Below are 13,501 nucleotides of genomic sequence, written 5' to 3'. Positions count from 1 at the left end.
AAAAAACAGGAGTTGAATATGTCTGAACTGCATTTGCAGCCCAAAGCCGCAGAGTCCTTGAGCCTGTGGCACGCGATGATCCGCACCGGTGACTTGAAGAACCTGCCTGCGTTGCTGGACCCGCAAGCGGTGTTTCGCTCGCCGATGGCGCACACGCCATACCCGGGTGCACCCGTGGTGTCGATGATTCTCAACACGGTGTTCGAGGTATTCGAAGACTTCACCTACCACCGGGAACTGGCGACCGCCGATGGCCTGAATGTGGTGCTCGAATTCAGCGCCACGGTTAACGGCAAACAGCTCAAGGGCATCGACATGATCCGCTTCAATGAGCAGGGAAAAATCGTCGACTTCGAAGTCATGGTCCGGCCAATGAGTGGCTTGCAGGCCTTGGGCGAGGAAATGGGTCGACGCCTCGGCGCCTACCTGGCCGCCAGCAAAGCCTGATCGCTGTGCAACGCCGGTCGAGATTTCGGCACCACCTGCAACTCGACCGGCTCACACAGAAATGCACTGCAACGCGAACGTAGCCAACGCTGACCGGCATCATCGTGCACCGCGGCGCGCCAGACCATCGAAAGCTCGGGCGCCGGCAGTTGCAGCGGCGCCGCCTCGACCCTCACGCCCACCACCGACATCATGGCCTTGGCCACGTAATCCGGCACGATCGCCAGCATTTCACTGTGCGCCATCAACCCCGGCAAGGCACTGAACTGCGGCACAGTCAGGACCACTTGCCGGCGCCGACCCAACCGCTGCAGGGCCTGGTCGGTGTCATCGCAGTCACACCCCATGGGCGACACCAGCACATGAGGGCGCCGACAGAACTCGTCCAGCCCCAGCGGGCCGGTCCGGGTATCAAACCGCAGTAGCATCGGCCGGATCGGCCGCAAGGCTTTGCGTCGAGCGTTGGCCGGCAGATCAAGGGTGTGGCTGATCCCCACGGAGATGTCGCCATTAGCCAATCTCTGAGACATCTGCTGCTGATCAACCCGATGCACAATCAACTTGATGTTCGGCGCCTCGACCCGCAGTTGCCGTAACAGCCGCGGCAGCAGCGCGTATTCGACATCATCGGACAGGCCGACATGAAACGTTGCCTCACTGGTGCTCGGGTCGAACGATTGGCAGCGACTCAATGCAGCGGCAATGCCGTCGAGCGCCGGCACCAGGTTGGCGAAAATTTCCTCGGCCCGTGTGGTCGGCTCCATTACCCGCCCGCAGCGGATGAACAACGGATCATCGAACAACACGCGCAAACGGCCCAAGGCACCGCTGATGGTCGGCTGCCCCAGGAACAGCTTTTCGCCGACGCGGCTGACATTTCGCTCACGCATCATCGTTTCGAAAACCACCAACAGGTTGATGTCGGCACGACGCAAGTCATTTCTGTTCATGAGGTTCGCTACCCGGCACGCGGCCATTGAGTTCGGGAAGGTGCCTGAACAGGGTATGGCCGCAGGTGCAAAACGTCTGTCGTACCTGCGGACAGCGCGATCATGCATTAGGTGCGCACGTTGATACCTCGGTATAACCGCCCACCAAAAAAACCAGTCTACTGAAGGACTTGCGTAACTTTCTCCTGAAGCGAAATTCGCCGAAATGGCAGTTTTTTCGGGTTTTTTGTCCTAACTGGGTGAGAGCCCGTGCTTCTAGGATACTGAACCGATTCTCCGCTCCCAGCCCGTACAGAATCCGAGGCGCGCATGATCGAAATCCCGACAAAAAAGCCTGCCCAAACACGCAGCGCGCTCCCAAGTCTAAAAGGAACCTGCAGCAAGATGCTGTACAACAAAGGCCAAAGGACTTCTCGCCTCCTGCTCAGTCTCAGACTCAAGCCGCTGGAGAACCTGCTTGTGTGGCTGATGGGGTTGATCGTGGCGTGCGGGATTGTGATCAATACCGAAACCCATGCCGACCTCATCACCACCACGCTTTATCTCGCGCTGATGCTGATGGCGATCAACCTGTTTTCGATCAGCGTAGTGATCGTGGTCGCCCTGTGCTGCATGCTGATGCTAACGTCGATATGCCTATATCAAGGCGGGTTTCAGCGCTGGGAATCGACCACCGACTTACTGCGCAGCCTGTCGGTGCTGGCGGCCATTACTTTTCTGGCGCTGCGCAGCAAACAAGCCTCCGACAACTTGCGCCACAAGGAAGTCTATATGGTCGGCGCCCAGCGCCTGACCCAGACGGCATGCTTCGGTTTTCGCGCAGACCTTGGCCGCATGGGCTGGTCGGAGCAGGCAGCGCGGATACTCGAATACCCGGCCGGCGCGCCTTGCTCCATGGCATTGTTCCTGGCGCGAACCCACCCTGACGACCTGCCGCAGGTAATCGCCGGTTTCGACAAGGCCAAGCGTCACGAACGCCTGATCGAGGTCAAACATCGCTTGCTGATGCCAGATGGGCGCATCAAATATTTGCACCTGTTTGCCACCCCGCTCGGCAGCCATGAATACCTGGGCGCGCTGATGGACGTGACGGCCAGCAAAGAGGCCGACGAAGCCCTGTGTCGCGCTCAGACTCAATTGGCCCATGTCACCCGCGTGACGACCCTGGGCGAGCTGGCCGCGTCCATTGCCCATGAAGTCAACCAGCCCCTGGCGGCGATCACCAGCAGTGCCGAAGCCTGCCGCAATTGGCTTGGCCGGTCGGAGCCCGACGTGCTCGAAGCACGCCAGGCGCTCGACCGGGTCATCGCCAGCTCCAGTCGGGCCAGCGAGATCACCCACCGCGTCCGGGCGTTGTCGCGCAAAAGCGACCCGCTGCGCCAGAACGAATCGCTCAACGACATCGTCAGCGAGACCCTCAGCCTGGTGCGCTACGAACTGGCTCACCACAAGATCACCCCGACCATCGAACTGGCCGCGTTCGGCGGTCAGGTCAGCGCCGATCGCGTGCAACTGCAGCAAGTCATCATCAACCTGATCATCAATGCCTGCCAGGCCATGGAAGCGGTCGAGCCTTGTGAGCGAGCGCTGTTGATCCGCACCTCGGTGAAGGACAGCGAAGTGGTACTTGAAGTCACCGATCAAGGCCCCGGTATTAGTGCCGAGGTCTTGTCGCAATTGTTCACGCCGTTCTTCACCACCAAGGAAAGCGGTCTGGGCATGGGGCTGTCCATTTGCCGCTCGATCATCGATTTCCATGAAGGACGGATCTGGGCGACCTGTGCAAACAACCAAGGCACTTCGTTCCTGTTTGCCCTGCCGATACGGGTCGCCAACGATCAGGGTTACGCCGCGGCCATTTAATACACAGGTATGAATGCCGCCAGCACGACTGGCCATTAATGTAGCGACCTTCGCCAGGAATACTGCGCCGGGCGGTTGCGCGTCCGACACTCAGGGAATCAGCAATGAACGAACAACATCCGCTCAACAAAATCCCCGCGAACGAATCCATTGTATTCATCGTCGACGACGACGCGCCGCTGCGTGAATCCCTTGGCAGCCTGTTGCGCTCCATCGGCCTGCGGGTCGAGTTGTTCGGTTCGGTCGCCGAGTTCATGAAGTACAAGCGTCCCGACACGGCCAGTTGCATGGTGCTGGATGTGCGGTTGCAAGGTAGCAGTGGCCTGGACTTTCAGAACGAATTGGCCGCCGCCGGCATCAACGTGCCCATCGTGTTCATCACCGGCCACGGCGACATCGCCATGACGGTGCGGGCGATGAAAGCCGGCGCCGTGGATTTCCTGACCAAGCCCTTCCGCGAGCAAGACCTGATCGATGCGGTGTGCGCCGCCCATAGCCGGGACAAGCAACGCCGCGAATCCGAGCGCTACGCCGATGACTTGCGCGCACGTCACCAGACACTGACCGCACGGGAACAAACGGTCATGGCGCTGGCGGCGTCGGGCTTGATGAATAAGCAGATTGCCGGGGAAATCGGCTTGAGTGAAATCACCGTGAAGATCCATCGCGGCCAGGCCATGCGCAAAATGGGCGCGCGTTCTTTTGCCGATCTGGTGCGCATGTCTGAAGTGATCGCGGCCCAGCCAACGTTCAGGTGACTATACCCACGTATACTGTGGGTCTTTTTAGGACAGCGTATCCTGCAACGATGGCGCAGAGCCTTTTTCCTGTTCTGCGTTGCCAGGCAGGACACCACTATGTGCAGTAAGGCAATGATTGCCGTTGTCGATAACGATGAATCCGTTCGCATGGCACTGGACAGTTTATTGCGATCCAGTGGTTATACCGTGCGAACTTACGCGGGGGCTCACGAGTTTCTATTCTCCGATGGCCCGCTTTTAACCAGCTGTTTGATTTCCGATATACAAATGCCGGACATGGACGGCATCACCCTGTATGAAGAACTGGCGGACAAGGGCATTCATCTGCCGGTGATTTTCATCACCGGCAACCCCTATGCACAGCGTCCACCCGGCCGATGTGCAAGGAAGCCGATCGCCTTTTTCCCCAAGCCTTTCTCCAGCGAAAAGTTACTCGCCTGTATCGAAACCGTCCTCAATCAGCGTAACTAACCTCTGATATTTCCTGACACTAACACCTTGGTATAGCGCCTTCATACTTAGTCATAAACGCGCTGACCGTATGTAGCAGTGTCAGATTCAGACCTCTCGAATACCATTTGTTCCAGATCAAGCCGAACCGTCTGCTGCGCGTTGTTGAGTGACTTCGCGAGTGATCGGCCACAGCGGTAGTGCTTACATCGAAGCAACTTATTTACGCCCTCGATTGTTCTTTTGGAGCTAAAACAATGAAACAGCAAATTTTGATTATCGGTGCAGGTTTCGGTGGCGTCTGGAGCGCATTGAGCGCTGCCCGTCTGCTGGACAAACACGACCGAAATGACGTCGAGATCACCGTGCTGGCTCCTCAAGCCGAACTGCGCATTCGTCCGCGCTTCTACGAGCCAGATGTGCACACCATGATGGCCCCGCTGAGCGACTTGTTCGAAGCCGTAGGCGTGAAATTCGTCAAGGGCTCGGCCGAGACCATCGACGAGAAAAGCAAAACTGTCAGCTACACCAACGCCGCAGGCATCCAGGGCAAATTGACTTACGACCGACTGGTGCTGGCGGCCGGCAGCAAGCTGCAGCGTCCACCAGTCGACGGCATGCTGGAGCATGCGTTCGATGTCGACGAGATCGAATCGGCCACTCGCCTGGAAGCGCACATCAAATCGCTGAAAGACAAACCCGAGACTGCCGCCCGCAACACCGTGGTGGTGGCCGGCGGTGGTTTCACCGGGATCGAAACCGCCACCGAAATGCCGGCGCGCCTGCGTGCCGTGCTCGGTGAAAACGCAAAAATCCGTGTGATCGTGGTCGAACGCTCGCCGAAAATCGGTGCAGCCTTGGGCGAAGGCATCAGCCCATCCATCGTCGAGGCTTCGGAGTATCTGGGCATCGAATGGAAAGTCGGCGCCAGCGTTGCCGCGGTCGATGCCAACGGCGTGACCCTGGCCGATGGCGAGTACATCGAATCCAACACCGTGATCTGGACTGTCGGTTTCCGCGCCCACTCGCTGACCGAGCAAGTGCAAGGCACCCGCGATCATCAGGGCCGCCTGCATGTCGATCAAAACCTGAAAGTTCGCGGTCATGCCGATGTGTATGCCAGCGGTGACGTGGCTTACGCCGCGACCGATGACCTGGGCAACTTCGCGGCGATGTCCTGCCAGCATGCGATTGCCCTGGGCCGTTACGCCGGTAACAACGTCGCCGCCGAGTTGCTGGGCGTAGAGCCGATTGCCTACAGCCAACCGAAGTACGTCACCTGCCTTGACCTGGGCGCCTGGGGCGCAGTGTTCACCGAAGGTTGGGATCGCCAGGTGAAACTGGTGAAAAAGGAAGCCAAGGATCTCAAGACTCAGATCAACACCGTGTGGATCTATCCACCGGCAGCTGATCGTGCCACTGCACTGGCCGCCGCCGACCCGTTGATTCCCGTGGCCTGAAGACCATGGTGGCGGCCGCCACACGGCCGCCACAGACGCCCAGACATTTCAAAAACCGAGGAGATCGAAATGTATGATTTTTTTGAGCATCCGTATCGGGTTTTGAAGTTGTCCCACGTCATGTTGATCGGCGGACTGACAGCGTTGCTGGCCGGGGCCATTCTGGCCTACGGCTTCGATCAATACCTGTCCCTGCCCAGTGTAGTGGTGGCCCATGCCATGACCATTCTTGGCCCTACGGCCATCAAGCTCGGTTACGTATTGCGCTTGCTGACGCTCAATCGCCTGCGGCGCCAGCCAGCCACCCCATCGCCTGGCCTTGCCGGGTGATGTGAAGTTAACGCCCTCATCCCGCCCAGCTCACTCCTTGCTGGATCGGGACATTTCCCAAGCGCCCGCCACTCGTTTTTTTGGCGGGCGTTTTTTCTCACCTCAGATCCACCCGACATCGCGGTAAACATTTGCTCCAAAGGACCGAAGTACAACCCATTTCAGCAGCGCTTTTGCACAACAACAGAAACGCCCCTCACAGAGAGTTTGCCCGGCATCACCGATGCCTTGCGAGTTGCCGTTCGATAGCAAAAATCTGGAAGAACAAATGTCTATCATCAAACGTTGCAAGAAACTTTTTTTGTCAGATGCCCTGGCCTGGCTGGCCGCCATTGCGGTGGGCAGCATGATCTTTATTACCAACTCGTACCTTGATCTGGATATTGCACCGACGCTGTTCTACATCACGCTGGTGTTCATGTCGGCGAACTTTTTTCCTGTGCCGGTTTTCCTGGCCGTCGCCTTTGGTTGCGTGGCCATCCTCACCACCAGTTTCCTGGTCGACGCAGGCTACCGCGATCACAAACTGATCGCCGGGTTTGTGCGTTGCCTGATCGCGCTGACCACCATCACCTTGCTGGCGCTACGCAGCAAGCGCGCGACCGAATCATTACGCCGCAAAGAAGCGTTCTTTCTGGGCGCACAAAAACTCAGTCACACAGGCAGTGTCGGCTTTACCATTGATGACGACGTGATCGTGTCGTGGTCGGACGAGGCCTCGCGGATTTTCGAATTCCCGCTGGGTGAAACGCCGACGCTGGCGATGATCCGCGGACGCACTCATCCCGATGACCAGGCCATTATCGACAGTGTTCTGGAACAGGCCGCACGCCAGAAAAGCCTGATCGAAGTGGAGCACCGTCTGGTCATGCCCGATGGCCGGATCAAGTATGTGCAGATGATCGCCAACCCACTGTTCAAGCATGGCGGGCGCGTTGAATACGTCGGCGCCTTGATGGACGTGACCGCCTCCAGACACTCCGAAGAAGCGCTGCTGCACAGCCAGGCAAAACTCGCGCATGTGACACGCGTGACTTCCATGGGGGAACTGGCCGCCTCCATCGCCCATGAAATCAATCAACCGTTGGCGGCGGTGATCACCAGCGGCGAATCCTGCAAACGCTGGATCAACCGCCCGGAACCGAACCTCGATGAAGCACGCCGCTCGCTGGACCGGATCATTCAGAATTCGGCCAGGGTTTCCGATGTCATCACTTGCATCAGGGCACTCTCGCGCCAGAGTGAGGTGCAGCGACAGATCGAAGTGTTCGACGAAATCGTCAGCGACTCACTGACGCTCATGCAACATGACATCTACATGCAGCAGGTTCGCCCGCACTCACGGCTGGGCGCCCCAGGCGCGCACATTCAGGGCGACCGCATACAACTGCAGCAGGTGATCATCAACCTGATCGTCAATGCCTGTCAGGCCATGGCCAATGTGCATGAACGGGCACGAACACTGCAAATCCAGACGTCGATACAGGACCATGAAGCGGTGCTTGAAATCACCGATTCCGGCACCGGCATTGCCGAAGACATTCTTCCGTCGCTGTTCGATCCGTTCTTCACAACCAAACCCAGCGGCCTGGGCATGGGACTCTCGATTTGCCGTTCGATCATTGAATTTCATGGTGGGCGCATTTGGGTGTCCAGTGAAGTGGGTGTGGGCACGCAATTCTTCTTTGCGATTCCGCTTATGCCCGTGAGTCACGATGAATAACGTTCATCCACACATGCCGCCATGCGGCGATTTGGAGGCCTCGCAGTGTCTATCGATCAAGCAAACCGCCATTCTGATGACGCCCAACCGCGAAACATTGTCTTCGTGGCCTACCCGCAAATGGGTCTGCTGGACCTGACTGGTGCCCAGACCGTGTTCTGGGTGGCCAACCATGCCATGACCGAACGCGGCCGGCCCGGCTACGCGTTGCACACCGCGAGCCTCACCGGTGGTGACATCCAGACGGCAGAAGGCCTGGTGGTGCAGAGCCGAAAGCTGAGCGAGTTTGACGATAACCCGGTCGATACCCTGATCGTCCCCGGCTCCCCGAGCATTCGCCAGATCGTTGCCCAAAGCACAGCGCTGGTGGACTGGCTGCGCGCTGCTTCAGTCACCGCCACGCGTACGGCGTCAGTGTGTAGCGGTACATTCTTGCTGGCCCAAGCCGGTTTGCTCGATGGCCGCCGCGCCGCGACCCATTGGGTGATGACCGAGTGGTTCGAGCGCATGTACCCCGAGGTCGAACTCGACCCGGAAGCGATCTTCGTGCAGCAGCAGTCGGTGTGGACATCTGCGGGCATCAGCGCGGGGATCGATCTGGCTTTGGCCCTGGTCGAGGCTGACGGCGGTCGCGAAGTCGCGATGCAGGTCGCCCGGCACATGGTGGTGTACTACCGCCGACCGGACAATCAGGAGCAATGGGGCTCCTTGCTGCAATCGCAATTCCAGGCCAGTGCCTGACCGACAGGCCTTGCGTCAGGCAAGGCCTGTCCCCTCTCATTTTCGTTGCAGCAGCCACCGCAACAGGCTGGCTTTTTTGACCTCAATCGGCTTTTGCATGACCAGGGTCTGGCGGATTTCCTGGCGCTGGTCCTGCAAGTTGCTCAAGGCGGAGCGCAGTTCGCTGAGGTGCTCCAGTTGGTTGCCGAACAGGGTTTTCTCGATACGGAACAGCCGCCCGCTGGTGATGCTGCGAAATTCTCCCCGTGACGGACGATCAGCGAGAATGCCCTCCTCGCCCAGGACCTCACCCGGGCCCATGCGCCCGACTTCCACCAGTTTTTCGTCATCGTGAATCGACACCGACACCACCCCCGTACTGATGATCATCAGGCAATCGGAAACCTCGCCGAACGCCAGGATCACTTCATCGGCCTGGTAGTCCACCGGGGTCATTTCATCGGCGACGCGGTCGCGTTCCTCGTTGTTCAACGATCGGAAAATCCGCACGTCTTCCAGCAGCCGGCGTTGCCGGTTCCAATGCTGCTCGTCCTGGCCGTAGCCCCAGGTGACGCCCGCGGCTTCGAGGTGGCGATGCGCGAGGTCGAACATCAGGTTGCACACCTCGTTCTTGCTTTTTGCAGAGGCAATAAAGCCTTTGAGCTCGTATTCGGTGTATTCCAGGTGCGAGCTTTTCACCGACACTTTGGCCGCGCGCGACGGCAACAGCGCGCGGGTGCCATGCAAGGTTTTTTCCAGCGCATCGATCGCCCGGCGCGGACGCACGCTGCTGGGCACGGCAATGACCACACTGACCCCGTTCACATCCCCGGGACGACTGAAATTGATGATCCGCGCTTTCGCCGCCACCGAGTTGGGCACTACCGCGATGCCGCCCATGTCGGTCATCAGATGGGTAGAACGCCAATCGATCTCAACCACTTTGCCCTGGGTGCCGTCGATGGAAATCCGGTCATCGAGTTGATAGGGCTTGGTGGTGTTGAGCACGATGCCGGAAAACACATCGCTCAAAGTGCTTTGCAGGGCCAGGCCGACGATGATCGCCATCGCTCCCGACGTCGCCAGCAACCCCTTGACCGGCAACTGCAAGACATAGGCCGCGGCGCCGACAATGCCGATCAGGAAGATCACCGCCCCCAGCAAGTCGTACAACAAGCGTGCGCTGTGCCCGGCGCGGGACGTCAGGCCGTAGCCGACGATGACGGTGACGGTCCGGGCCGCAAACAGCCACCAGCCAATGCCCAACACCGTGCCCATCAGGTTGAGGACGGCGTCCTCTGGCCACAGTGGCGGCTGCAACGGGCTGATGCCAGCCGCCGTCAGGACCCAACTGAACGCGACGAAAACAACGATGCGCAGGCACAGGCGCAGATTGTGTCGCTGGGCACCAATCACCTGCCACAGCGCCAGGTCGATCACCACCAGGATGACGCCGCAAATCAAGGGATGAGACTGCAGGAAGGTGAACATGAATGATTTCTCCACAGCCGTTCATGCAGGGAAACGCTGCAGGTGATCGCCGTTAAAAAAGATTAGCGTTGAAGGGAGAAAAACCGCGAAGGCCGGGTGCAATCGCCCGCCCTGGCACTGTAAGTGGCCGGTTTGCGCCAGGCACTCCTACCTCAGTGCTAGTGGCTCATACCCAGGTATGACGACTGTAGCCCCATGTGCTACGCCACTGTCTTGAGGTAGGAGTGTTGTGCGGCGCGCATCGATTTACGCTGGTCACCTTGAATGAATCAACTCATTGCGCCGACGCGCTGACCTGAGGACGGTTGTCATGAACGCACTGCAAAAGCTGTACATCGCCAGTCATCCGTTGCGCATCAGTCGCTATGGTGCGCACACGTCCCTGTCCATTTCCGAACGCGTCGAAATCATCGACGCCTTGACGCAGACGCTGAGCACCACGCTGGGCATTCTTGCGCAGCTCAAACGGGGTCAGCAGAAACTTCAGAACGTCAGCTTCCTGCCGGTGCAACAGCTGTTTCGACGCCTGGTGCGCGCCAATGCCGACTACGCCGAATTCCTGGCCAATGGCATCACCGACCTGGGTGGATACGCCGAGACAGCAGCCCTGTACAGCCTGAATGACACCCACGACCCGCAGTGTTTTGCCGACTGCCTGAGCGGGATTTGTCGGGGAACACGCCGACTCCGGGCCGTCGACGCCTTGCTGCGCGACTACTGCGAATGCGCGATCGCCAACAAGGACAACGCCAGCAAACGGTTTTTTGAAGAATGCACGCGGCACAACGCGCGTTTCCTGTCGCTGATCGAAGCCAACCTGGCCGATGGGCAGCCTTGGTGACAGCGCTTCTTTAATTATCGAAAATCAACCAGCAAACATACCCAAGTATACTATTCCGCTTTCTTGGAGCGCGTATCTTGCAAGTATGGCGGGCGCCACTTAGCGCCACTCGCAATGACGCAAGGTTTCTAAATGTTCAACTCAGCTATTATTTCAGTTGTTGACGATGACGAATTAATTCTTATCTCGCTGGACAGTTTATTGCGTTCTTATGGTTACACGGTAAACACTTACAACAGTGCCTATGCCTTTCTTGAATCCAGTGGCCCGGAGCAGACCGACTGCCTGATCTCGGATATTCAGATGCCCGGCATGTGCGGGGTGCAAATGTACGAAGCGCTGGCGGCCCGAAACGCCCATATCCCCACGCTGTTCATCACCGGCATGCCAGGCCTGCCGCCACAGTTCAGCCCGCGCGTGCGAAAACCCGAAGGTTATTTTTCCAAGCCGTTCAATACCGATGCGCTGCTGGCCTGCATAGAACGCGCCCTTAAGCGCCGGGCTTGATGTTGACTATTTGGCCAGTAAATTTTTAATACCTTGGTATGACCGTTTCAAACTCAGGTAGGCACTTACTGACCGTTTGCAGCACTGTGCTGTGGCGCCAAAACAAATAACATTTTCTTTATCAGTTTTCGATTAGTTAAGACTTCCACTCCACCACTCAACTAAAACCTCAACTTAAAGAAACCGTGCCATGTCAAAAAACAAACTGACTTCGATCAACGGCGCACCCGTCGTCGACAACTTCAATATCCAGACCGCTGGCCCTCGCGGCCCCGCGCTGCTGCAGGATGTCTGGCTGCTGGAAAAACTCGCCCACTTCGACCGCGAAGTCATCCCCGAGCGGCGCATGCACGCCAAAGGTTCCGGCGCCTACGGCACCTTCACCGTGACCCACGATGTGACGCGCTACACCAAGGCCCGACTGTTTTCGGAAGTGGGCAAGCAGACGCCGATTTTCACCCGATTCTCCACCGTTGCCGGTGAGCGCGGTGCCGCCGATGCCGAGCGCGACATTCGTGGCTTTGCCTTGAAGTTCTACACTGAGCAAGGCAACTGGGATTTGGTCGGCAACAACACGCCGGTGTTTTTTTTCCGCGATCCGCTGCGTTTCCCGGACCTCAACCACGCGGTCAAGCGCGACCCGCGTACCGGTATGCGCAACGCGCAAAGCAACTGGGATTTCTGGACGTCACTGCCCGAAGCCTTGCATCAGGTGACCATCGTCATGAGCCAGCGCGGCATCCCGCGCAGCTACCGGCACATGCACGGTTTCGGCAGCCACACCTTCAGCCTGATCAATTCGAACAACGAGCGCCACTGGGTCAAGTTCACCTTCAAGTGCCAGCAAGGCGTTCAGAACCTCAGTGATGACGAGGCGCAAAACCTGATCGGCCGTGATCGGGAAAGCCACCATCGGGACTTGTATGACAGCATCGAAGCGGGCGACTTTCCGCGCTGGACGTTCTACATCCAGGTCATGACCGAAGACCAGGCCCAGGACCACCCGGTCAACCCGTTCGACCTGACCAAGGTCTGGCCACACAAAGACTACCCGTTGATCGAAGTGGGCTACTTCGAGCTCAACCGCAACCCGGAAAACGTCTTCGCCGAAGTCGAACAAGCCGCGTTCTCGCCGTCGAACGTCGTGCCGGGCATTGGCTTTTCGCCGGACCGGATGCTGCAGGCGCGCTTGTTTGCCTACGGTGACGCGGCGCGTTATCGCCTGGGGGTCAACCATCACCAGATCCCGGTCAACGCCGCCCGCTGCCCGGTACACAGCTTTCATCGCGACGGCGCCATGCGCGTGGATGGCAACTACGGCGGTCAGTTGGCGTATGTGCCCAACAGCGATGACCAATGGGCCGACCAGCCGGACTGGCGCGAACCGCCGCTGAAAATCTCCGGCGCTGCCGGGCATTGGGATCATCGCGTGGACGAGGATCACTTCGAACAACCGGGTAACCTGTTCCGCCTGATGTCGGAACTGGAGAAGCAAGCCTTGTTCGAAAACACCGCGCGTTCGCTCAGCGGCGTGTCGCAACAAGTGCAGCAGCGGCACATCGCGCACTGCACCCAGGCTGATCCGTTCTATGGGGCGGGGGTTGCGAGAGCGCTGGCCGAGATCAGTCAGTAACGCGCAAAACCCTGTAGGAGCGAGCCTGCTCGCGATAGCGGAGTGTCAGTTGCCGGTTTTCTTGGCTGATACACCGCTATCGCGAGCAGGCGCGCTCCTACAGTCGATCGATTTTGTACGCAGGATGAGTGCTCGTTACCACTGTAGCGTGTGCGCAAGCCGAGCGTCGGTGGCATCATCACCCGCTCGAAGGTTTGATCGTCCAAGGAAAAATCCTGATGCGTACCGAAACATGGCTGGTGTTCTATCCAGGCGCTCAGATGCAGACGGCTGCCAAAACAACAGAGAGCAACCGATGACAGCCATCGTTCGGCCACGGCCGATG

General features: G+C 58.6%; 13 protein-coding genes. 11 read left to right on the top strand and 2 right to left on the bottom strand.

Features of this window, described 5'->3' with window-relative positions:
- Window positions 1–18: 18 nt before the first annotated feature.
- Complete coding sequence (locus KVG88_RS25335) at window positions 19–447, top strand: nuclear transport factor 2 family protein (RefSeq protein WP_150701369.1); 429 nt, start codon at window positions 19–21, stop codon at window positions 445–447.
- Here KVG88_RS25335 and KVG88_RS25330 read toward each other — a convergent pair.
- Complete coding sequence (locus tag KVG88_RS25330; protein WP_150701368.1) at window positions 423–1,397, bottom strand: LysR substrate-binding domain-containing protein; 975 nt, start codon at window positions 1,395–1,397, stop codon at window positions 423–425. The genes KVG88_RS25335 and KVG88_RS25330 overlap by 25 nt on opposite strands.
- A gap of 384 nt (window positions 1,398–1,781) precedes the next feature.
- On the opposite strand from KVG88_RS25330, the gene KVG88_RS25325 reads away from it, so the two are divergent.
- The 7 genes from KVG88_RS25325 (at window position 1,782) to KVG88_RS25295 (ending at window position 8,725) form a co-directional block, all read left to right on the top strand.
- Complete coding sequence (locus KVG88_RS25325; protein ID WP_217873080.1) at window positions 1,782–3,260, top strand: sensor histidine kinase; 1,479 nt, start codon at window positions 1,782–1,784, stop codon at window positions 3,258–3,260.
- Window positions 3,261–3,364: 104 nt separating this feature from the next.
- On the top strand, window positions 3,365–4,018 hold the full coding sequence (locus KVG88_RS25320) for a response regulator transcription factor (RefSeq protein ID WP_150701366.1): 654 nt from the start codon (window positions 3,365–3,367) through the stop codon (window positions 4,016–4,018).
- A 99-nt stretch (window positions 4,019–4,117) separates the two neighbouring features.
- Complete coding sequence (locus KVG88_RS25315; RefSeq protein WP_150701365.1) at window positions 4,118–4,492, top strand: response regulator transcription factor; 375 nt, start codon at window positions 4,118–4,120, stop codon at window positions 4,490–4,492.
- A gap of 236 nt (window positions 4,493–4,728) precedes the next feature.
- Window positions 4,729–5,931, top strand: coding sequence for an NAD(P)/FAD-dependent oxidoreductase (locus tag KVG88_RS25310; RefSeq protein WP_217873079.1), 1,203 nt, complete (start codon window positions 4,729–4,731; stop codon window positions 5,929–5,931).
- A gap of 69 nt (window positions 5,932–6,000) precedes the next feature.
- The gene (locus tag KVG88_RS25305; protein ID WP_150701363.1) at window positions 6,001–6,261 is read left to right on the top strand and encodes a transmembrane sensor/regulator PpyR; all 261 of its coding nucleotides are present in this window, start codon (window positions 6,001–6,003) and stop codon (window positions 6,259–6,261) included.
- Between the two features lie 268 nt (window positions 6,262–6,529).
- Entirely contained in the window at window positions 6,530–7,984 is a 1,455-nt protein-coding gene (locus tag KVG88_RS25300; RefSeq protein WP_217873078.1) for a sensor histidine kinase, read from the top strand.
- A gap of 45 nt (window positions 7,985–8,029) precedes the next feature.
- On the top strand, window positions 8,030–8,725 hold the full coding sequence (locus KVG88_RS25295) for an AraC family transcriptional regulator (protein WP_367616858.1): 696 nt from the start codon (window positions 8,030–8,032) through the stop codon (window positions 8,723–8,725).
- Window positions 8,726–8,761: 36 nt separating this feature from the next.
- On the opposite strand, the gene KVG88_RS25290 is transcribed toward KVG88_RS25295, so the two are convergent.
- Window positions 8,762–10,195 (bottom strand): mechanosensitive ion channel family protein, encoded by a 1,434-nt coding sequence (locus tag KVG88_RS25290; RefSeq protein WP_217873077.1) that lies wholly within the window; start codon window positions 10,193–10,195, stop codon window positions 8,762–8,764.
- A gap of 310 nt (window positions 10,196–10,505) precedes the next feature.
- On the opposite strand from KVG88_RS25290, the gene KVG88_RS25285 reads away from it, so the two are divergent.
- The 3 genes from KVG88_RS25285 (at window position 10,506) to KVG88_RS25275 (ending at window position 13,176) form a co-directional block, all read left to right on the top strand.
- Window positions 10,506–11,036 (top strand): hypothetical protein, encoded by a 531-nt coding sequence (locus KVG88_RS25285; protein WP_217873076.1) that lies wholly within the window; start codon window positions 10,506–10,508, stop codon window positions 11,034–11,036.
- A gap of 132 nt (window positions 11,037–11,168) precedes the next feature.
- Window positions 11,169–11,543 (top strand): response regulator transcription factor, encoded by a 375-nt coding sequence (locus KVG88_RS25280; protein ID WP_150701359.1) that lies wholly within the window; start codon window positions 11,169–11,171, stop codon window positions 11,541–11,543.
- A 190-nt stretch (window positions 11,544–11,733) separates the two neighbouring features.
- Window positions 11,734–13,176, top strand: a complete 1,443-nt coding sequence (locus KVG88_RS25275) for a catalase (RefSeq protein WP_150701358.1) — start codon at window positions 11,734–11,736, stop codon at window positions 13,174–13,176.
- Window positions 13,177–13,501 lie beyond the last annotated feature (325 nt).

Source organism: Pseudomonas azerbaijanoccidentalis (assembly GCF_019145495.1).
GTDB lineage: Bacteria > Pseudomonadota > Gammaproteobacteria > Pseudomonadales > Pseudomonadaceae > Aquipseudomonas > Aquipseudomonas azerbaijanoccidentalis.
Note: the sequence above shows the minus strand (reverse complement) of the source record. Positions and strands in the feature narration are given on the sequence as shown.

What these genes read in the sequence shown, in the direction of transcription:
- KVG88_RS25335 (WP_150701369.1), top strand. Translation starts at nt 19, where the DNA reads ATGTCTGAACTGCATTTGCAGCCCAAAGCCGCAGAGTCCTTGAGCCTG.
- KVG88_RS25330 (WP_150701368.1), bottom strand. Translation starts at nt 1,397, where the DNA reads ATGAACAGAAATGACTTGCGTCGTGCCGACATCAACCTGTTGGTGGTT.
- KVG88_RS25325 (WP_217873080.1), top strand. Translation starts at nt 1,782, where the DNA reads ATGCTGTACAACAAAGGCCAAAGGACTTCTCGCCTCCTGCTCAGTCTC.
- KVG88_RS25320 (WP_150701366.1), top strand. Translation starts at nt 3,365, where the DNA reads ATGAACGAACAACATCCGCTCAACAAAATCCCCGCGAACGAATCCATT.
- KVG88_RS25315 (WP_150701365.1), top strand. Translation starts at nt 4,118, where the DNA reads ATGTGCAGTAAGGCAATGATTGCCGTTGTCGATAACGATGAATCCGTT.
- KVG88_RS25310 (WP_217873079.1), top strand. Translation starts at nt 4,729, where the DNA reads ATGAAACAGCAAATTTTGATTATCGGTGCAGGTTTCGGTGGCGTCTGG.
- KVG88_RS25305 (WP_150701363.1), top strand. Translation starts at nt 6,001, where the DNA reads ATGTATGATTTTTTTGAGCATCCGTATCGGGTTTTGAAGTTGTCCCAC.
- KVG88_RS25300 (WP_217873078.1), top strand. Translation starts at nt 6,530, where the DNA reads ATGTCTATCATCAAACGTTGCAAGAAACTTTTTTTGTCAGATGCCCTG.
- KVG88_RS25290 (WP_217873077.1), bottom strand. Translation starts at nt 10,195, where the DNA reads ATGTTCACCTTCCTGCAGTCTCATCCCTTGATTTGCGGCGTCATCCTG.
- KVG88_RS25285 (WP_217873076.1), top strand. Translation starts at nt 10,506, where the DNA reads ATGAACGCACTGCAAAAGCTGTACATCGCCAGTCATCCGTTGCGCATC.
- KVG88_RS25280 (WP_150701359.1), top strand. Translation starts at nt 11,169, where the DNA reads ATGTTCAACTCAGCTATTATTTCAGTTGTTGACGATGACGAATTAATT.
- KVG88_RS25275 (WP_150701358.1), top strand. Translation starts at nt 11,734, where the DNA reads ATGTCAAAAAACAAACTGACTTCGATCAACGGCGCACCCGTCGTCGAC.